The sequence below is a fragment of the Paenibacillus sp. GCM10027626 genome (assembly GCF_042676285.1).
In the GTDB taxonomy this organism is placed as follows: domain Bacteria; phylum Bacillota; class Bacilli; order Paenibacillales; family Paenibacillaceae; genus Paenibacillus_Z.
In genome coordinates, this window is the sequence record NZ_JBHTHC010000014.1 from 191,052 (window position 1) to 211,735 (window position 20,684).

The following is a 20,684-nucleotide window of genomic DNA, read 5'->3' on the forward strand; positions in this document are numbered from 1 at the left end:
CGATGAGTCCGGGAAAATGGAAGCAGTTCAAATCATTGTTCGCCGCCCGCTTTAAGATGACCTTTCGCGAAAAAAGTGTCTGGTTTTGGTCGATATTTTATCCGGTGCTGCTGCTCGTCGTCTTTATTATGATCTTCGGCAATATATCGAACGGCAGCTTTTCAGCCAAGCTCGCTATTGTCGAGCAGGACCGGAATGCCGCTGCGGCCGGGCTATACGAGGCGCTGAAGCATGTTGATGTATTCGAGTATCGTTCTGAAGAGCCGGTCAAGAAAGAGCAAGCTGAGCAGTGGCTGCTGGATAAGAAGATAGACGGTATTGTTGTGCTGCCATCAGAAAATGAAGCATCGCAGCTGGACCTCATTTTGCACAAAGAAAAGCAGAACTCCTCCACCGCTCAGATTATGGAGAGCATACTTAATCAAGTGCTGCAGCAAACGGGCAACAAGGGTGCTGCAGAAGCAGGCGGGATCAGGCTGCAGACGGACTATATTGCGGCAGGCAGCGATAAGCTGTCATATATCGACTTTTTGCTGACGGGGTTAATTGCGCTCTCTATTTCGCAAGCAGGCCTGTTCGGAATGGTATCTATGGTCGAGATGCGGCGCAACGGCCTGTTGAAGCGGCTCGTTATGACGCCGGCAAGCATGGGGCTGTTCGGGCTTGGAGATATTAGTGTCCGGTTTATTTTAAGCGCGATTCAAATTGTGCTTCTCACTCTGCTCGGGGTGCTAGCCTTCGATGCGCATCTAAACATTAATGTCATATCGTTTTTAATTGCCTTTGTTGTAGGGACGCTGTCTTTCACTGGGATGGGCTTTATGGTTGCAGCCTTTAGCAAATCGATGGAGGCCTACTTTGGCATAGCCAATTTATTCAGCTTTTTAATGATGTTTATGAGCGGCATTTTCTTTGATATTCAAGCGCTGCCGAGCTATTTGAAGCCGCTGTCCGATATAATGCCGCTCACTTATTTTGCCAATGGCATTCGCGATGGCATGGTTTACGGCGCATCTGCCTGGAGCGGCAGCTACTGGCTCAACATTGCCGTGATGGCCGTTTGGGGGCTTGCCGCAGTGGCGATCGGTTCGCGTTTTTACAATTGGAAGGAGTCGCGTTAAGCGGGACGGGAAACAGCTGTCTGCATTTCTAATTTTTGAAATGCGGGCAGCTATTTTTATTGGCAATTTTGCGACAGCAAGCGCCATAAAATGATATAATAATAGAATTGTCTCCATCCCCTGGCAGGCGGTAGTGCAGATATGGGCGCGAATGAAAGGTATTCTTGTCCAAATCTAGCTTTCTTTAAGGAATTTTTATAATTTCCTGCGGGAAATGCGTAACCTTTTTAGCTCTATAACCGTCTATACGATATATGGGGAAAATATGAAAAAAAATTAATGAGGAAGGGGGCCTTGAGATACGGCATGGCATGGTGGAAACGAAAATCGAAGGAAGCGATAACAACGGTTGAAAGCGGCCCGCAGGATGCCGCGGCGGAGGCCGCTGCAGCCGGCGAGCAGCCGCAAGCTGCAGCAGCCGTGGCAACGGCTCCTCCTGCTCAAGCGGCCAAGAAGCCAGTCAGCAAAGAACCGCTAATGACCGTGGAGCATGTAGAGCGGACATTTCAGGTAGGCGGACAGCCGCTGCATGTCTTAAAGGGGATCAATATGGAATTGCGTCCCAGCCAACTGGTTATGCTGCGAGGGCGGTCGGGCTCCGGCAAGACGACGCTCCTAAATATGCTCGGCGGACTGGATCAGCCTACGAAAGGGCAAATCTTTTTTCATGGGCTGCCGTTTCATAAAATGAGTGACAATGAACGGACGCACGTCAGAAGAAAAGAATTAGGCTTTATTTTTCAGGCTTATGCCCTTATGCCCCTGCTATCGGCTTATGAGAATGTAGAGCTTTCACTGCGGATGGCCAAGGTGCCGAGCAGTCAATGGAAGGAACGGATAACACATTGTCTGGACCTGGTGGGGCTTTCCAAAAGGATGCACCATCGTCCCTTTGAGTTGTCCGGAGGGGAGCAGCAGCGGGTTGCCATTGCAAAGTCCATTGCCCACAAGCCGCGGCTGCTGCTGGCGGACGAACCGACTGCCGAGCTGGATTCGCAGATGGCAGCGCAAGTGATGTCGGTCTTTCAAAACATCATTCTAACAGAAGAAGTTACAATTTGTATGACAACGCACGATCCTACGATTTTGGAGGTTGCCGATCATGTTTACGAAATGGTTGACGGAAAGTTCATTTAAACGGGCTGCAGCAGCAGTGCTTGGCGTATCGCTCGTATTTACCAGCGGATGCTCGCTGCTCCCGAAGGAAGAAGAGGAGGAGGTCCTTCCCGAAATAACGGCGCCGGCCATCTCAAAAAGGCCGGAGTATGAGGTGACCACGACGACCCTCGTATCGAAGGTACAAGGGACGGGGAAAATTATTTCCCTTAAGGAAGAGACGCTGTATTTTACTTTGGACGGCAAGCGGCTTAAGTCATTAAATATTAAAGCCGGCGACAAAGTAACAGCCGGCCAGGTTATCGGCGAGCTTGATGTAGGCGATTTGGAAAAAAATCTCCGTACTGCAAAGTTGACGTTCAAAACCTTTGAAGCGCAAATGAAAGCAAAATTGCGCACACAGGATGAAATGGATCCGGTTGAATTCGAAATGGCCAAGGTTGATTTTGAGCAAAAGAGGCAAGACCTTGCCGATCAGCAGGCCGAAATAGACAAGGCTGTGCTCAGGGCGCCATTCTCAGGCACAGTTGTGTCGCTCAATGTAGCTAAAGGCGATCTGATTAAAGCCTATGATCCGATCTGTGTCATTGCAGACAATACGAGCCTGATGGCTGCCGCCAAGATGACGCTTGACGAGCTGAAAGGGGTAGCGGTAGGCATGCCGGTCGAGGTTGATATTAACAATGCCGGTCAAGTAAAAGGAAAAGTGAAGCAGCTGCCGATGATAAAGGACGATCAGAACGGCAACGGCAATGGCAATGGCGGCATGCCCGGCGGCGGCAATGGCGCTCCGAAAACCGAGCGTCCGGAGGACTTTTTGCTTGTAGAGCTTGAGAAGCTGCCGAAGGATACGAACCGCGGCACTCTGCTGTCGATCAGCATTATTACGAAGAAAAAAGAAAATGCGATCGTTATTCCGCCGTCTGCGCTGCGGACGATCGGCTCTCGCACTTATGTTCAGGTCACTGACAGCGAAGGGAAGCGGGAAGTCGACGTGGAGGTAGGCCAGCAGACTCCGACTGAGATTGAAATCTTAAAAGGCCTGCAGCCTGGACAGAAAGTCGTAGGTAAGTAGAAGATGGGGCTGCCGTTATTTCGATTTTTGTTCCGCAAAATGTGGAACACCCGCTGGTTGACGCTTAGTTCGCTGGCCGGTCTCATCATTGCGGTGGCGTTCGCAACAAGCATCCCGATGTATGCGGATGGGGCGTTGAAGCGAGTTGTCGCACAGACGCTAAAGGATGAGAGCGGCGGATTGCCTGCCGGTTCTATGCTGATGCGTTATCAGGCATCGGGAGGGAAGACAGACCCGGCCGCATTGACGGAGGTTTCCCGTTTTATTAAAGAGGATGTGCCTAAGCAAATCGGCTTTCCTCACAATACATTCGTGCAAAGCATGATGATCCGCAGCACGGAAATTACGCCGGAGGACCCGACGAAGGTAGACCCAAGCCGCGTCAGACAGATGTCCATTATGTCGATGTCCGGCCTGGATAAAAAGTCGGAGCTGGCACAGGGGCGATGGTTCAACGATAAGATCGAGGCTGACGGCACGATCGAAGCGGTCATGATGGAAGAGGCGATGTACCGCAGCGATGTACATATCGGGGACGTATTTTTTTATCCGATATACGGCGGTCTTAATCTGAATTTGCGCGTAAAGATCGTCGGGGCTTACAAGCCGCAGAGCGAAGTGGACCCTTACTGGTATCAAGGTATGGAAGGCATTATGAACACCTTTGTGATCAGTGAGGAGGCGTTTTTGAAGGGGCTTGTTCAGGAGAAGAAAATTCCTGTACATACGGCCAATTGGTATTACGCCTTCGACCTGAAGGAAATTCAGACGAGTCAGCTGAGTCCGCTCGGCCAAACCTTGGATCGGCTCAATATCGAGCTCTATCAGAAGCTGAAGGATACCAAGGTCGAGATTTCCTTCCAAAAACTGCTTAATGAGTTCCGCAAGCAGAGCCTGCAGCTCCAGATGCTGCTGTTTACACTGGCGGCGCCAATGATTGCCATGGTCTTTTATTTCATTGCGATGAACGCGCGGCAGTCGCTCGATAAGCAGCGAAGCGATATTGCGGTGCTGCGCAGCCGCGGAGCAGGCACCTGGCAAATTATATGGATTTATTTGCTGGAAGGATTACTGCTGGGCGCAGTTGCTTTAGTCATTGGCCCGATGATTGGCTGGTTCATGGCCAAAAGCATCGGTTCGGCGAACGGCTTCCTTACTTTCGTCGACCGGAAGTCGATTCCGATCGGCTTCTCGACAGAAGCGATTATTGCAGGTGTTGCTGCCGTAGTGCTCGCACTGCTGGCTACCATTATTCCTGCGGTACTGTACGCCAAAGCTTCTATCGTCAATTACAAGCAGCAGTTGGCGCGCTCGGACCGCAGTCCTGTGTGGCAGCGCTGGTTCCTTGATGTACTGCTGATTGGCGTTGCCGGCTACGGCTGGTATTTATTCAATGAGCGCCAGATGATTACGTTTAAAAGCGGAATGACGACAGACCAATTGAATGTTCAGCCATTCCTGTTCTTCGTGCCGGCGATCGCCATTTTTGCCCTGGGGCTTTTCTTCCTCAGATTGTTCCCATGGCTGCTCAAACTGTTTAACTGGCTGGGACGCCGATTGCTGCCTGTACCGCTCTATTTGACGCTTACACAGCTTTCGCGTTCTTCCAAAGGCTATTATCCGCTTATGATTTTGCTGATTTTGACCTTGGGACTCGGCGTATACAATGCATCTGCCGCCCGTACAATCGATCTGAACTCGACAGAGCGGACGCTTTACAAATATGGTACGGACGTTATCGTGAAGACGGTCTGGGAAGGCCAGACGCAGGTGGTCGACACAGGGAATAAAGGCAAGCCGCCAGGCAAAGGCAACGGCGGCGGTCAAGGCGGAGGCGGTCAAGGCGGCGGAGGCCAAGGCGGCGGACAGCCGGGCGGCGAACGCGTGCCGACACGAACTACATACACGGAGCCGCCATTCGAGATTTTCCGCAAGCTGGAAGGTGTAGAGGCAGCCGCACGCGTATTGCAGACGAAAGGCAATGTCATCGTGTCGGGCCGTTCGATCGGTCAAGGCACGCTGGTCGGAATCGACAATGTCGACTTTTCGAAGGTCGCCTGGTTCCGTACGGACTTGTTCCCGGCACATCCGTTTTATTTCTTGAATAATCTAGGAAAATATGAGCACGGCGCGATTATCCCGACCAAAGTTGCGGAGCGCTACCAGCTCAAGCTAGGCGATATTATTTCGGTCGGGCTGCCGGACGGCATGATTGAATTTGCTGTCATGGGCATTGTGCCGTATTGGCCGAGTCAGTATCCGGACCAGTCGCCATTCATAATTGCCAACCTGGATTATATTTATGACCAGGTGCCGCTTATTCAATATGATGTATGGCTGAAGATGAAGCCGGGCGCCAAGACGGGGCCGATCATTACACAGCTTCAGGATAAAGGAATCGAGCTGGTATCGGTTGAGGATGTGAATGCCGAGCTTTTGACCCAGTCGAAGCATCCGACGCGCGGCGGCGTATTTGGTATATTGAGCCTGGGCTTCCTCGTATCGATTATAGTCTCGCTAGTCGGCTATATTCTTTACTGGTTCTTCAATCTTTCCAGCAGAATTGTCCAGTTCGGCGTATTGCGGGCGATGGGACTTTCGCGCAAGCAGCTGACAGGAATGCTGCTGCTGGAGCAATTATTTACAGCAGGCTTGTCGATCGGGCTTGGTATCATTATTGGTAAAATTGCCAGTCTGCTCTTCCTGCCGTTCCTACAGACAACCGACAATGTGGCCAATTCGGTGCCGCCTTTCCGAGTCGTCTTTGACTCGAAGGATACGAACCAACTGTATATTGTCGTTGCGGGGATGATGATTATGGGAGCGACCTTGCTGCTGGTTCATATCCGCAGACTCCGCGTTCACCAGGCAGTCAAGATGGGAGAGGAGCGTTAAGCAGCTATGGATGCTATGATTCAATGTGAAGGTCTTGTGAAAATTTATAAAACCGATGAGCTGGAGGTAGTGGCGTTACAGGGGCTTAACCTCTCGGTGCGCGAAGGCGAAATGATGGCCATTATCGGCAACAGCGGCAGCGGCAAATCAACGCTGCTGAACATATTGGGCGGTCTTGACCGCCCTTCTGCCGGTGCTGTTCATGTCGGCAAGTGGGATTTGCTGAAAATAACCGATGATCAGCTTGTTGAATATAAGCGCGATACAGTCGGATTTATTTGGCAAAACAATGCGCGCAACCTGCTCCCCTACTTAACTGCACTTGAAAATGTAGAAATGCCTATGATTCTTTCCTCCAGACTGGACCGCGCTTATGCCAAACAGTTGCTGGAATGGGTTGGATTAAAGGAAAGGATGAACAACAAGCTTCATCAGTTGTCCGGCGGTGAGCAGCAGCGGGTAGCGATGGCGATCTCCTTGGCCAATCGGCCGAAAATGCTGCTGGCGGATGAACCGACGGGCTCGGTAGATTCCAGAACGTCAGATTTGATTATGGATATCTTCCGCAAGCTGAACAAAGAAATCGGGATTACGATCGTTATCGTCACCCACGATTTGTCGCTGGCAGGCAAGGTCGACCGTGTAGTGGCGATACGCGATGGCTTGACGAGCACCGAGTTTATCAAGCGGAATCCGAATTTGGATGGAGGGGGTGACATTGACGGAGGACATACGACGGCGGTCGGCAATGTGCATGAAGAATATGTTGTCGTGGATCGGGTAGGTCGTCTGCAAATTCCAAAAAATTATTTAAATGCTTTACAAATAACGGATAAAGCATCGATGGAATTTGATGGTGAGCGTATCATTATTACGCAGCCAAAATCATTGGAGGGGTAAACCGTATGAAAGAGAAAAAGAAATCATCATTCGGGTCTTATGTGCAAAAATTTGCGACAGTATGCTTGTTGACGACATTAATGGGCTCAGCTTTGGCGGGCTGCTCTAAAGGCGGAGACAGCGGCACAGGGACAGAGAAGCGGGTACTGCGTATCGGGTTCATGTATTCCAGTCCGGATAACGAGCAGTGGGTGCGCCAGCAATTTACCGATAGCTACGAATTGCTGCACCCGGAGCTTGACATTCAGATCGTAGGCGCTGTGAACTACGATGATATGCGTTTTGAAGAGCGCGATCCAAACAAGCCATACACTGAACCGGACACTTACGGCAAGCTGAAGGAACTGCTGGATGGTCCAAATCCGGTTGACGTCGTCGTACTAGATAATGGGTATAACTCTACCAGCTATTTGAAGCGGCTTGTACAGGATAACATGCTGAAACAGCTGGATACGTACATTCAGGATAAAGAATTCGATATTGACGACTACGTTCCGGCTGTCATTGACGGTATTAAGGAAGCTGGCGATAATGCCATCTATGCGCTGACGCCTACATTCAATTCTTCTGCACTCTTCTACAATCCGAAGGTTTTTACGGATGCGGGTGTGGAGCCGCCGACAGATAACATGATGTGGGACGATGTCATCAACAAAGCGAAGGTGGTTGCAAAAGGTGAAAAAACGAAGCGCATCTTCGGCTTGCAGTTTAACCGCTGGGGCGGAGATCCGTTCTGGGATATGCAGCAAAGCTACCTGCCTGCCCTGCAGCTGAAAATGTACGATGACAAGGGCGAGAAAATGAGTGTAAGCACCCCGCAATGGGAAAAGGTGTTTACAACGATGGCCAGCCTTTACAAAGATAAAATTGTGCCGAGCGGCGAAGACATGTATGCAGACCAGAAGCCGGATGCCAATGGCAACATGCCGTTTAACCCGTTTTCAGGCGATCTGTTCATCAATGGCCGCGTTGCGATGACAGTTGGCCGTTATGAATATATTACGGAGTTGGAGCGCGCCAAGGAGCAGCACGCCAAAAATGATAAAGTTCCTTCTGTAGATTGGCAAGTCGTTACAATGCCGCAGCATTCCGAAAATCCCGGCTTCGGCAGCGATGTAACGCTAAGCAACCTGATGGGCATTAGCGCGAAAGCCTCTAATCCTGAAGATGCGTGGGATTTCATCGCCTTCAATAACAGCAAGGAATGGGCAAAATTAAAATCCCGTTCTACGTATGATCTGATCGCGCGCAAATCGATGCTTAAGCCGCGTAACGGCGCTGACTACAATATAGCAGCTTTCTATACGCTGAAGCCAATCTCGCCAATTAGTGTTGAAATGGAGAAGCTGCAGCGTGAAAAGCCGGGCATTAACAATCTACCGAGTCTTGGCCAGCAAGCATTCCAGCAAGTGATGGAAAACAAAAAATCCGCCGCGGATGCGCTCAAAGAATGGGAAACCAAAGGCAATGCATTTTTACAGAAACTTAAAGACAACCCGAATGCATGGATCGAAGAGACGGAGGGCGGCGTCCCGGGAAGAGTATACTAAGCGAAAAGATAGGGCAGATCATGCTGCCCTATCTTTTTTTGATATTATAAAATTTCGGGTGGACAGGGTCTTTCGGCACTGTCCAATGTTTCGAACTACTCATTAATACGGTATAATGGAAAATAAATGCGTGAAGGTGTGATGGAAAATGGCTGTCCATGGAGTGGAAGGGTTTCAGGTGATGTTACCCAATGCCTTTTTACCTGTTCTGCAGCACTTAAGTAAGGGCGAATCGGTTAATGATGTGGTTCGTCAATCGCTCTCCATCTCTCTTTTTATGGAACGTGCTGTCACGATGGAGCGCGCGGCGGAGCTATCCGGATTATCCCTGATTGATTTTATTGCTTTATTGGAAAAGCGGGAGATTCCCTGGGGGGAATATACGGAGGAACATTTCGAGCAGGATCGGGACTTTATTGAAAAACGGACAGCAGCCAGGGATGAAGATCGGATATGAAGCAGGTTGTATGTAATTCAAGTCCGATCATTGCCCTGTCCTCCATCAAACAGCTCTCGCTGCTGCCGGAGCTGTTTGATGCCATTCACATTCCCCATGCCGTGTATACGGAGGTAACCAGGGGCAGCGAATCGGCGGAGGGAGTTTCGCAGTTGGAGCACGTGTTGCAAACCCCACCTTTCCAGCTTTATCAAGTCGAAAACAGGGAAGCGGTTTATCGCTTATACGGCAAGCTACATCTTGGCGAAATCGAGGTCGTGATGGCGGCTAAAGAATTGTCCGTTAGTGAGGTCTTGTTGGACGATTTGCCAGCTCGAAAACTCGCGCAAACGTTTTTATTGCAGCCGTTAGGGACATTAGGCGTCTTGATCTTGGCCAAAAAAGAAGGCAAAATTCCTGCTTTGAAGTCTCTGCTCGATCAGTTGATCAGCCGAAACTTTCGTGTATCGGCAAAGTTGTATGATCAAGTTTTACGATATGCCGGAGAACAGTAGGTGGTGATAGGATATGTAAAACAAAAAGCAAGCAGATCATAGCCTTTCCTGATCTGCTTGCTTTTATGATTATAGGGATCATTTCCCCAAATTCATATTTCCACTGGGCTATACTATACTTCTGATGCTGGTCTCGGATATAAGTGCTAAACGATTCAACGTAATATCTAACCATGTCCAAGGTGGAACGCCCCAAAATCTTTGCAAGGTAAAATCACCGCTAAACCCCCGCAAAATCGACAAATAACGGATTGTATGTTCGTATGTCTCTTGGTTGGGCGCTTACCGTAGGCTACGAGTACAACCGTTCATCGGGCCAAGCTACATCCATAATATTGTGAGCATCCGCTTATCTTTTTACGCACCGGGATGGCTTGAATTTGCCGAAATGGGGCATGATAAGCAAAAACAGTATGTGGAGGGAACAAGGATGAGATGGGTTTATTGGGTTCGGTTGTATGAAACGAAATTTCAGGCAGGCTGCCTTGTTCGACGAATGGAAAATGACTGGTGGGTATACGGATACGAAACGCCAAAAGAAATCGAAGTATTTCAGTCCCGAAAAGGAAGATACGGCGTTCGTTTTATCCCATCTAAATAAATAAAATAATGAAAAAGGGTTGACTAACATTGGTAGTATGTAGTATATTTATTCTTGTCGCCATTGAATGACGAAATGTTAAATGGACATCGCGGGGTGGAGCAGCTCGGTAGCTCGTCGGGCTCATAACCCGAAGGTCGCAGGTTCAAATCCTGCCCCCGCAACCAACCTTTTCATAAAATTGTTGAGAAGGGCCCTTAGCTCAGTTGGTTAGAGCGGTCGGCTCATAACCGATTGGTCGGGGGTTCGAGTCCCTCAGGGCCCACCATTTATAACACGTCATACTCAATCCGTGCCGGGGTGGCGGAACTGGCAGACGCACAGGACTTAAAATCCTGCGGTAGGTGACTACCGTACGGGTTCGATTCCCGTCCTCGGCACCACTATTATCAAGGATTTCAAGTGATTTCAGCTCATGTGGCTGGAATCTTTTTTCGTTCATGGAGCAGTTTTGCTAACATTGTGCTAACGCCGCTTCTTTTTTCGTATATCTTCGGAGTTTTCGGTATGTTTGAAGTGACGCCGGGGCATCCTTCATTTGTGTGATTTATGCTTGAAACTGATACACTCGAGAATTCTGTCACGCTCCAATCTCAGACGCTGAATTTCGTCTCTAATGTCTTCTCTCCGACAAGGTAAAGTATTTTTCTCGATGTACTCCAAAGCGAGTTTTACATGGACTCTAGCGATGCCCAGCAACGCAGAAGTGAATCCCGCTTCATCAAGTTCCTTCCAAACGGTGTACTTCATTGGACCACTCCTTTTCTCATTTGGAAAACAGATCATTAATTCTTTGAGCCGTATCTTTTTTCGTTTCCATATCAATGTGCGTATACGTATTTGCTGTAATGTTCAAGGTAGAATGTCCCAACCATACTTGAATTTCTTTTAGGCTTACGCCATGTTTAATTAAATAGCTGGCTGTAGAATGTCTGAGATCATGAAATCGGATGTGCGGCAATCCGTTCTTTGCGAGTATTTCCTTGAATTTATGGTTCAGGTATTCCGTATTCATGGGTCTTCCATCAGGCCAGCAGCAAACAAGACCGCTATCTACATAATCACCGCCGAATCGCAGTTTGTCTTTCTTTCGCTGCCTCTTTAGAATTTTTAAGTAATCTTCGATTTTCTCCATCAAGGGTAAAATCCGTTGGCTGCTTTCGCTCTTCGGTTTCTTCACGACAACCTTTTTGCCAAACTTTACGCGGACTTCTTTGATCGAAATTGTCTTTTCCTCGAAATCGATACAATCCCATTTCAGTCCTAGCACTTCTGAGCGTCTTAGCCCGTAATGAGCAGCGATATATACGGCTGATTCTATCGGGGTTCCTAAACAGACCTCAAATAGCTTTTCGAGCTGTTCGACAGTGTAATAGCTGGCATTAAACTTTTCTTCCTTTGGGAGCAGGATTCGATCGGCTGGGTTAAATGGAATCAAGTTCATTCTTGCTGCGAAATCCAATGCGCACTTAATGTTAGCGTGATGCCTTCGTAATGTTTTAGCAGACAATCCTTTTTTGTCTGTGGTTTGATCGTCCTGATGTTTGGTTTCATAGTATTTTTGCAGATGTATAGGCTGTAATTCTTGCAGTAACAAATCGTTTTTGCTCTTGAAATAGGGGATGATATGTTTCATTACGACCATCTCGTATCCTTCCCAGGTGGTCTCCTCGACTTTGTTTTTAATGACGTTATGAAGCCAATCCAACATAAAGTCAGTGAATTTAAGCTTTCGCTGCGGCAGAACGAAACTATTGTTGTCCAACTTCGTGAGCGTTTCGCGCAGAAACTTCTCGGCGTCGGATTTTTTCTCACACTTAGTGTTGATCCATTTTTGCTTGCGCTTCCCGGACTCGTCTTTTGTTTCGACAATTATGTACCAGTATTTATTACGTTTCAGCAGACTACCTTTCATGAGAAATGACCTCCTGTTGTATGTTTCTGAAAATGAAAAAGCAGGGAGCGATAATCCCCCCTGCTTAGAAAGCCCTTATTCGTATTGCGGACTTGGTCTACTCTTCTTCGTCCAACTCGTTGCGGCGATGCATGCTCATCTTTGCTTGAGCAAATACAAATTCTTTGACTGCTGCTTTCGGTATGCGATAGCCTTTCATCTTCCATGCCTTAATCTGACCGTTTCTCAGAAGCTCATATAGTTTTGAGCGGCCAATATTCAAGGCTTCCATGCAGTCTTCTACAGTCATAATGTCATCGTACTGCGCAAACATTGCTTCACCCTTTCCTTTATGAGAAATCATACTCGTGGTTATAATATAGATTTGTAATTTATGAGAGTACGATTATATTACTGTTCAGTGCAAATTAAATCTAATTGAATGGGGTTGATACGCGTTAGTCTGTGTTAGATAAACGATGTTGTGGTTCTCACAATCAGGGCGGATTTATGCTAAAATAGTAGATAATTGTTTTGTGTGTGTATATTTCGGTCCGAGAGAGCCATCATTCCGGTGAGTAGTGAGCCACCCCTCCGGAAAAAATGAGCCACGTCTCTGGTGGCGGGAGCCACCATGTACGAGTTGGTTGAACTAACCTTGAATAAGAGAAATTTATTTTATAATTTGCTAAACGGATAAAACGATTTATTATAGCAGTAAAAGCCATAGTAACGAATTACTCCTATTTCAAACTGGGAAACAATCATGTTTAAGAATGATAAGGAAATTGTGTATACTAAATTGAGATACGATGTTCATATGGGGGAAAAACATGGAGAAACAGCAAGTTATCACAAGCCTCACAATCCTACTTAACCGAGGAATAGACAGCAGGCAAACCGCAAAATTTAACGGTCAAAAGCACGATGATTTGGTTAAAGAATTAAGAGATTACCTGGATGCTAACAAAAAATACTTGGGAGGGAACATCCATCTCGAAATTACCCAAGCCTTGAATGATCACGGTGTGGATCTTCTTTTAACAATAGAAGGCTTTTGCAAAATTGGATTTCAGGTTAAAAGCCATCATGACGTTTCAGAACAAGAATTTCAATCCAAAGTAAAGCGGCAACTCGCGGAATCGTTTTACCATGCGCTGGATAAATACTATATCTTAATCTGTAGTCCACTACAGGACGGAACTAATAATTACGCGATGAAAATCAGCCACTTGATCAACGAATTAAGCAGCTTGAAAACCAAGTATCACTGCGTATTTGGACCCGATCATACCGCTGCGCTCTTTACAAACCTTAATACGCTGGATGAAACACAATTTAACCTTGAATATCAGCGGTATGCATATGAGCGCGATAACATTGAAGAATTGAAGCGAATGTTAAGCGAAACATTAAACAAGAAAGACTATGAGACTGCTGAAGGCTACCTGGCGAGAAGAAAAGAGTACAGCTACACGGAGCCTCAAACCGCAGCTCGGATGAATACTGTTTTGCAGTGGAACTTAAATAGCCATGAGTTGCAGGAAACTAAAGCGAGTATCATTCAATACCTTTTAGAATTAAGCAAATTAACGCAGAATTCAAGGGAAATTCTTACGGGCATCCTAGAACGTTCTAGGCCATCAGGGAAGCCGTTTAATGAAGATAGGGTCGCCCTCGTCAAAGAAGTAGAGTCTTACCTTCGAATGAGCAGTCAAGCGTTATTTGACGAATATATTGTCTTAGAACAAGCTGGTTTTGTTTACCACGACAACCAAGACAATCGAGACTATTACTATGTGACCAGCAAAGGTGCGGATTGGCCTTTAGTCCCTAGCCTAGTCGAATTTTTAGAAAAACAAGGAATACCATTCGAAACATTGTTTTCAAAAATGGATTTTAGCGTTCTTGATTAATAGACTGTCCGACAGGTATTGATTGGTGATCAAGCATACGATACATTAAGAAGCGAGTTAAAGGTCATAGGAACATATGACAAAGAGTCAGTTTTTGAAGCTTCTTTTAAAGTGATCATATTATGTTTGTGATTAAGCAAACGGGAACGATAGTTCAATTTATAAGACCGGTAGAGAGAGCCACCCGTTTCTTAGGTGGCTTTTTACACCGGAGGGCTGTCTCAAAAAAGCCGGAGACGTGGCTCTCTCTAACCGGAACGATGGCTCAAAACGCTCCGGAGTATTCATGTGTGCAATATGGAGCAATTGATTTCTTATATGTTCTATAACAAAGTGAAAAGGGAAAGTGCCTTTGACCACAGTTTAATCAAAAGGTGCAGACATCTGTGCTGAGTAGTTGAAATGGATTTATACTGTAATCCCGTAATCCTGTAATTCTGTAATTAAAGTGCTGAGGAGATAGAGCAATGATAGATTTCGAAATACCGGAAGAAAAGGTGCTTGATAAAGTTTCTTTTGAATTCGTACATCAAGAGTTTCGAGGCCTTGTTGAAATAATCAATAAAGCTTACAGGAAGCAAGGGTTGAATATTGCTATCGATAGCGATTCATTTAAAATGGAGCTTACTGATGCGGATTACGCAGAAGTAAGCAACTTCTTTTTTTACCCGACACACACGATATACTTGTATGACGGAAGAACAGAAAGGCAGATCGGTTATAGGATTTGTTTTATAAGACGCACGAAAAAGGATAACCTGGAAACAGTCAGCCTCAATTTTCCGAATGATGTATTGAAAAAGGGAGAATGGTTAAATGGCAGGGAGACCTTGAAAAAGTTTAATCTTGATGAGAATAGAATTCATGTCAATAAGCTTTTGGAAATAACCATACGCCGACCGACTTATAAACGGAGAGTGTTTACTGAAAGCGTTGGATGGGTGAAAGGAAACAGTGAGTTCCATTACGTTCCAATTACAGACTTCAGTAAAGATGAAATCCGCTGTCAACAAGCTATCAAGCGGACATTTGAGTTCGCTCCGATGCTAAACATGGATGACAGGGAAGCCTTTCGAAAAGTATGGGAACTGTTAGGTGTTACAGAAAAAGAAATTACTGTGCCTTTACTGTCCTTTACCATTTTATCTTCTCTGCTAAGCCTGATAAAGCTCAAGAATAAAGATCAACCTAGATTTATTTTATGTCTGAATGGTGATAATGGAAAAAATAAAGAATCATTGTCAAATCTGTTTTGCAATATCTATAACCGATCAACAAACATATACGTTCTTGACTCAAGACTCCATGCCAATTACAGCATGAAGTCTGAAATACCAAACAAGGCTGGGAAATTAAAAGATGCTGTTTTTATTGCCAAGATTGAGAAACAGAACGACGTAAAGCCTTACTTGAAACTCATGAACCAAGATAAACTGATCAATGGCGTATTGCTTATCAGCAATAAAACCGTTCTACATGATTCAGTCATTACCATCGATATTAGCAAGGCGTCTTTTGAGAAAAGCATCTTCCAATTCCACAAAGCGAATCCATCTGTCTTTTCAACTTGGTTTGGTTCTTTTTTGCAACACATACAGACCAGTTTCCAAGATGAACACTGGGGTCTGGGAATAAAAGGGAACATCGATAAGTTCTATAAGACTTGCAATAAAACGATTACCGAGCAACAAGCGGAATTCGATACTAATCGATTGCGGCATTATGCATGGTTGTTATTAGGATATCTATACTTTTTAAAATTCGGATATCAAACAGAAGCGCTTAGTGACAAAGAATATACAGATTCAATTAACGAGGCTGTTGATATCTTCCGCCGATTAAGCATTCTTGATCTGGGCAAAGAGTCTGAAAACGGTGAGCCATGTCTATCTCAACTCGAACGAGACTCCCTTACTTTTGTTCACACGATAGATAAATTACTTAATGACGAAACTTTAAATGCAATTGATAATAAAGCAACTCAACCAGAGTTCGGTTGGATTGGTCCAAACGAATTATACTTGATGAACGAGAAGTTGTTTAAAGCAGTCAACGAGCGTTTACGGGAAAGCAATGAAGAACTGATCTCAAGAAGCGCGGAGATTTATCGATTTCTTTTCGAAAAGGGAGTTATTCCTAAGAAGGGGAAGGGAAGCTGGGGAATTCAGATTAATTCAAAGACAAAAGCGATTATGTACAGTATACCGCATATGAAAGCGCTGTTGATTGAAAATGGATACGAATTGGCCTATTTAGGAACTAAATAACGAGGGCCACTGTATTTTAATAAAAGTAGAAAGTATATGGGGTGTTTCTCCCATGTACTTTCTTATTTTGAAGCCAACATCCCCTTGACGACTTAGATAATATACCCCCTCCGCCAGTGAGGGCTGTAGGGTGCTGCTCGCTGTGCAGTGGGGGCTGGGGAGATGTTGACATGATTGATATGCTGTACATCTTTTATCGGATGACCCGCGCTGAGTACAATACAGCATTCAAGGGAGTCCAGAGGTATTTTGAAGATGTAGATAAATCGAGCAAACTTCGTAAAGACGGGTACGACAAGCAGGCTTATATTACTAATGGGTTCGCCAAACTAGGATTTCAAGAAATTAGATTTAGGCGCAATGAATGGGGCTATCATGCTTTGGAGATTAGATTACGGCCAAAGTTGCTTCTCCAAGTAAAAGCGTATTATCAATTGACGGCATTATCAGAATTTCAAGATGTGGCTCTGCGTTTCGATCATATCCTTAAGGACATCCTTGGGTTGACGGTTCCGCATTTTTTTCAATGGCAAGTTCGCAGAGTAGAGTATGCTGCTGATGTTCACGTTCAAGAGGATTTAATTCCTAAATATTTGTTCCTGTTCAAAAAGGGAAATCTCCCTCTTTATTTTCTCATCAATCAGGAGACGCAAAAGTACTGGGGTTCACAGACTAACTGTTACTTTATGGCAACCACTGTCACAGTAAATTGGTACAATCGATACAACACATTATTAACCAAAGAAAAGCAGTCAAAAAAGAAATTTGCTGATTTCTCAATAACGAGAGGGGTTTTACGGTTTGAAACTCAGCTGCGGAGCGGTTATGGTGTAGTAAAAGACTATTTAAATTGTACTCGCGCTGAGAATGAGATCATGAAGTTTTACAAGCTGATCGTGGGTAAAGGGGATTATTACACATTAGATGGTGCGATACAATTAATCCGTTCAAAAGTAGACTGCTTCCGAAAAAAACTCGAACTTGAAAGATTAATAACCCTAATTGCCAATTCATCAGGAGTGTGGCAGGCAAAGGAGCTTTTCGTGCAAGGAAAGGATAGCAGTAGAGCGGCAGACAAGTTTAGCAAGCGACTTAATCAGTTGCGAAAGTTAGGTATAAATCCAGTCGTGTTACCTTCGGAGTGGGGGATAACAAAACTAGAGAATTTGTTTGATCTGATCAAAGCAAGCATTTCATGAATGGGAAGGAGGTAAGCAAAAAAAGAAGAGGGGGCTCCCTCTTCTAAAATGTAGCGCTCGCTGCAAAGCTCATTATTAGTATCCAGAGCTTTCGATGACGACTGTCTTAGCTTCGACCCATTGCTCAGCCATCCAGTTGATACCAAAGAATAAAGCTGTATCCGCCTCTTTTCCCTTGTCAACCAAGAAGGAAGCGTGATTCCAATACACCAAAATTTTTGTGCGGTTAATTTTTTTGACCTGCCCACTAAAAGTACCTTTTCCAACGATATTGCCCGCGTGAATCAGATTTCCGTTATAGTCGAGTGGCTCATAATCGTTGTAATTTACTTTTTCGTGTTCCTTTTGTATCTCTTTAACCGCATCTTCAAGAGTCACCCGATTATCCTCTTGTTTCTGAAAAGCATCCAGCAACGAAATCTTATAACTGTAAACCGGCAAATCCGTTTCTTGCGGTTGTACCCCGCCGTAGTAAATCAGCACCATCTGCGATTTTCCATCCCATATTACTTTAGCTCCCAGGTTTTCGGTAATAAAACGAACAGGTAGCATTGTACGTCCCTTGATTGTGCTTGGAGGAACGTTCAATGTCTTTTTCACACCATTCACATTTGCAGAATTTTTGTTCAGCCAGAGTTCGATTTTATTTTGATTCAGCGTAATCGTTACTTTCTTTTCTTTTTTATTCCAGCTTACAGTTCCTCCCAGTTTGTTTACAATGGGAGAGATCGGGAGCAGGGTAGATCCGTGTTTAACAACCGGTGTGACGCTGTGGTTTTCATCGTCAAACATCTTACCGTCATCTTCAGTAAGCAACCAAGGGCTGTTGATTTTCATAGCAAGAATGACAGGGGTTGTATTAGGTTTGGGATTCATTGTCTCTCCATCTGTTGTAGTGGAGGCTCTCACACTGAACTCCAATGAATCGCTTGCAGTTTGACGGATGTCAAACTTATTCCCATATTTTGAATTAGTCAATAAATCGCCAATGAAGCTGAGTGGGACAAAAATTCCGAGCCTAGGATCGTCTAAATACAAGGCTGGTGTTTCCATTTGAAAGACTGTTCCTGTTGGCATCGAGCAAGCCCCAGAATCTTCAAATTCATACTCCTGTACCGTTGCTTGATCATGTGTAATTTTGTAGCATTGCCCTTGAAAGCTGATGAAGGAGTAATAGTCCGGCTCTTCCGAAAAAAAAGTTTCGACTCCAGAAGGGTCAAGAAAATTCAAGATTTGAGTAATTGGAAAGAGAGTAATGCCATCCACGACTACTGGTGAATGAACAAAACCTTCTTTTTGTCCTACAATTTTCACTTCAAGGTCCGCCGCGGCGGAAACTGCTTGAGAGATCGTGAGTACAAAAGCAATGGAAATGCACAATGCCATAAGTTTTTTCGCCACTTGAGAACCTCATTTCGAACATTTAGTAATTTTCGAATTTCCTTTATTCACGCTCGTAAACGCGGATACCAGACTTACAATCGGATCACATCAGAATTTGCCGGAATCGATTCGTTCACATTTTTACAAAATTTATTCATAATAAATCTTACCTGATCCTGAAAGGATACTGCGGCCATTTGACCATTCGAATCGAGGAAATTTAGAATCAAATAGTGATTATTTTTCTTTCCTTTATTCTTCGTTCCGATGCCTGACATCCCGCCAACAATAGTTCCCAGTCCCGGAACGATTAAAGTTCCGATCAAAGCGCGTCCCACAACACTTTTATTTTTCTGTATGATCTCTTCCTCGGTTAACGCTACGGCAGCACGCACTCGTTCCAATGGAATTTCAAACCTATGTGTGTTTGCATCGATAAGTATCCGATCATCGAAACGGAAAATTTTGCACTCCACAGGGCCTAGCCCAAGACCTTCAACATGCGTAGCAAGGAGGCCTTCTTTGGCCCCCAGCTTTTCAACTTCCATTGACAAGTCTATTTCTTTTTTCGATGCAGCGACGATTTTTACAATCACTGACACTATTAAAAGCCCGATAATGATGAAAACAAGCACCAATTGAGACCATCTCCATTATGGTTCTGATTTTTGAAACTTATAGCTTCCGGTTTCGACACCCCAGCCAGTGGAGTTTTCATTCTCATTTGTTGTGATCGTCGCAACAGCAGTGTTATCGTTAAGCCTTAACTGGATCGTACCGCTTTCTCCCCAACCGTCATCGTCAAACTTGGCTTTCACACTCCCATCCTTCAAAGCACCGCTAAAATTTACAACCGCAGTTTTGTCATCAATTGTATTAATGACTACTGTCCCCGTAATTTGTTTACCTTTGATAGATAACGATAATTCGCTTAATGGATTTCCATTCTCAGGGGTGTAATAGTAATCTCCATTTAATTCTTTAGATGGTTTATCTGCTGGAGGTTGCGTATGCTGCTTTGTCGTTTCGGTATGCTTGCTTGAGTTGGATTCACTAAGGCTTGAGTTGTCTTGCTTGTGATTGACTTCATTGTTCGATTTATTGGACTTAGTGTTTTCTTCATCGGATGTGCGCTTGGTCGTTTCGGTATCTTTTTTTGCTTTAGATTCACTACGATTTGAAGTGTCTTGCACATGATTTACTCCATCATTCGATTTACTGGAGTCGGTGTTTTCTTTATCGAATACTGCGAGCAGGACTCCGCTTTTAATCAGTTCATTTTGGGGGACATCATTAAAAGATAGTGCTCCAACCTCGAATGTATCGTCTTCGTTTACAATAAATTGCAACCTTGCTTTTACTTTCGTCTCTTTATACGTCATGTGCCCTGTAAACTCAACTACTTCTTCACCTGTTTCTGCTTTGAAATGTTTCCAGGTCGGGCTTCCGAAGAAATCGTTAAAGGCGTCTCCAACTGATTTGTCCGGATAGTTTTTCAGATGGCCGTTTTTTATGGATTGGACGTGAGGGTCATTGATGTCACGTATATTGTCAGCTTGATCCTTGATTGTCGTTGTGACATCGTTTATTGCTTGCCCTGCATCGTTACTGCAAGCACCAAGCAGCAATATGAAGATGGCTCCCACAAGAAACCGCAACTTCATTTGAGTTAATTCCTCCTTTTACTTAAATAGCCTCTCGGCATTCGCCGAGGCAGATGGGACAAGGGTTTCCTCATACCATCAAATTTGTTTTCCTCCTACTTGGGTAGGGGGATTTTTCAATTCATTCCATATTTCATAATGGGAAATATTAT

At 45.2% G+C, this 20,684-nt stretch carries 17 protein-coding genes and 3 tRNA genes; 15 read left to right on the forward strand and 5 right to left on the reverse strand.

The window, feature by feature from the left end; all coding sequences use genetic code 11:
* Positions 1-2: 2 nt before the first annotated feature.
* From ACFQ0N_RS24935 to ACFQ0N_RS24990, 12 genes are all read left to right on the forward strand, one after another.
* Positions 3-1,121, forward strand: a complete 1,119-nt coding sequence (locus ACFQ0N_RS24935; RefSeq protein WP_379331382.1) for an ABC transporter permease — start codon at positions 3-5, stop codon at positions 1,119-1,121.
* A 306-nt stretch (positions 1,122-1,427) separates the two neighbouring features.
* Positions 1,428-2,258: an ABC transporter ATP-binding protein gene (locus tag ACFQ0N_RS24940; RefSeq protein WP_379331384.1), complete on the forward strand. Its 831-nt coding sequence runs from the start codon at positions 1,428-1,430 to the stop codon at positions 2,256-2,258.
* Complete coding sequence (locus tag ACFQ0N_RS24945) at positions 2,224-3,312, forward strand: efflux RND transporter periplasmic adaptor subunit (RefSeq protein ID WP_379331386.1); 1,089 nt, start codon at positions 2,224-2,226, stop codon at positions 3,310-3,312. The genes ACFQ0N_RS24940 and ACFQ0N_RS24945 overlap by 35 nt, the downstream gene beginning before the upstream one ends.
* A 3-nt stretch (positions 3,313-3,315) precedes the next feature.
* Positions 3,316-6,207 (forward strand): ABC transporter permease, encoded by a 2,892-nt coding sequence (locus ACFQ0N_RS24950; protein ID WP_379331388.1) that lies wholly within the window; start codon positions 3,316-3,318, stop codon positions 6,205-6,207.
* 15 nt (positions 6,208-6,222) lie between these two features.
* The gene (locus ACFQ0N_RS24955; protein ID WP_379331444.1) at positions 6,223-7,107 is read left to right on the forward strand and encodes an ABC transporter ATP-binding protein; all 885 of its coding nucleotides are present in this window, start codon (positions 6,223-6,225) and stop codon (positions 7,105-7,107) included.
* 5 nt (positions 7,108-7,112) lie between these two features.
* Positions 7,113-8,657 (forward strand): ABC transporter substrate-binding protein, encoded by a 1,545-nt coding sequence (locus ACFQ0N_RS24960; RefSeq protein ID WP_379331390.1) that lies wholly within the window; start codon positions 7,113-7,115, stop codon positions 8,655-8,657.
* 148 nt (positions 8,658-8,805) lie between these two features.
* Positions 8,806-9,114 carry a UPF0175 family protein gene (locus ACFQ0N_RS24965; protein WP_379331392.1) on the forward strand — a complete coding sequence of 103 codons (309 nt, stop codon included), beginning with the start codon at positions 8,806-8,808 and terminating at the stop codon, positions 9,112-9,114.
* Positions 9,111-9,608 (forward strand): PIN domain-containing protein, encoded by a 498-nt coding sequence (locus ACFQ0N_RS24970; protein ID WP_379331394.1) that lies wholly within the window; start codon positions 9,111-9,113, stop codon positions 9,606-9,608. Before ACFQ0N_RS24965 ends, ACFQ0N_RS24970 begins: the two co-directional genes overlap by 4 nt.
* Before the next feature lie 430 nt (positions 9,609-10,038).
* Positions 10,039-10,209 (forward strand): hypothetical protein, encoded by a 171-nt coding sequence (locus ACFQ0N_RS24975; protein WP_379331396.1) that lies wholly within the window; start codon positions 10,039-10,041, stop codon positions 10,207-10,209.
* A 90-nt stretch (positions 10,210-10,299) separates the two neighbouring features.
* Positions 10,300-10,376 (forward strand) — tRNA-Met (locus ACFQ0N_RS24980).
* A 24-nt stretch (positions 10,377-10,400) separates the two neighbouring features.
* A tRNA-Ile gene (locus tag ACFQ0N_RS24985) sits at positions 10,401-10,477 on the forward strand.
* 26 nt (positions 10,478-10,503) lie between these two features.
* Positions 10,504-10,592, forward strand: a tRNA-Leu gene (locus ACFQ0N_RS24990).
* A gap of 383 nt (positions 10,593-10,975) precedes the next feature.
* Here the strand turns inward: ACFQ0N_RS24990 and ACFQ0N_RS24995 are convergent.
* On the reverse strand, positions 10,976-12,124 hold the full coding sequence (locus tag ACFQ0N_RS24995) for a tyrosine-type recombinase/integrase (protein WP_379331398.1): 1,149 nt from the start codon (positions 12,122-12,124) through the stop codon (positions 10,976-10,978).
* A gap of 97 nt (positions 12,125-12,221) precedes the next feature.
* Complete coding sequence (locus ACFQ0N_RS25000; RefSeq protein ID WP_379331400.1) at positions 12,222-12,437, reverse strand: helix-turn-helix domain-containing protein; 216 nt, start codon at positions 12,435-12,437, stop codon at positions 12,222-12,224.
* A 499-nt stretch (positions 12,438-12,936) separates the two neighbouring features.
* Here ACFQ0N_RS25000 and ACFQ0N_RS25005 point away from each other — a divergent pair, with 499 nt between their 5' ends.
* The 3 genes from ACFQ0N_RS25005 (at position 12,937) to ACFQ0N_RS25015 (ending at position 17,485) form a co-directional block, all read left to right on the forward strand.
* Positions 12,937-14,019: a hypothetical protein gene (locus ACFQ0N_RS25005; RefSeq protein ID WP_379331401.1), complete on the forward strand. Its 1,083-nt coding sequence runs from the start codon at positions 12,937-12,939 to the stop codon at positions 14,017-14,019.
* 467 nt (positions 14,020-14,486) lie between these two features.
* Positions 14,487-16,286, forward strand: coding sequence for a hypothetical protein (locus ACFQ0N_RS25010; RefSeq protein ID WP_379331403.1), 1,800 nt, complete (start codon positions 14,487-14,489; stop codon positions 16,284-16,286).
* A 170-nt stretch (positions 16,287-16,456) separates the two neighbouring features.
* Complete coding sequence (locus tag ACFQ0N_RS25015) at positions 16,457-17,485, forward strand: hypothetical protein (RefSeq protein WP_379331405.1); 1,029 nt, start codon at positions 16,457-16,459, stop codon at positions 17,483-17,485.
* Between the two features lie 75 nt (positions 17,486-17,560).
* On the opposite strand, the gene ACFQ0N_RS25020 is transcribed toward ACFQ0N_RS25015, so the two are convergent.
* The 3 genes from ACFQ0N_RS25020 to ACFQ0N_RS25030 form a co-directional block, all read right to left on the reverse strand.
* On the reverse strand, positions 17,561-18,886 hold the full coding sequence (locus ACFQ0N_RS25020; protein WP_379331407.1) for a stalk domain-containing protein: 1,326 nt from the start codon (positions 18,884-18,886) through the stop codon (positions 17,561-17,563).
* A 74-nt stretch (positions 18,887-18,960) separates the two neighbouring features.
* Positions 18,961-19,506, reverse strand: a complete 546-nt coding sequence (locus tag ACFQ0N_RS25025; RefSeq protein WP_379331409.1) for a hypothetical protein — start codon at positions 19,504-19,506, stop codon at positions 18,961-18,963.
* 15 nt (positions 19,507-19,521) lie between these two features.
* Positions 19,522-20,532 (reverse strand): hypothetical protein, encoded by a 1,011-nt coding sequence (locus ACFQ0N_RS25030; protein WP_379331411.1) that lies wholly within the window; start codon positions 20,530-20,532, stop codon positions 19,522-19,524.
* Between the last annotated feature and the right edge of the window lie 152 nt (positions 20,533-20,684).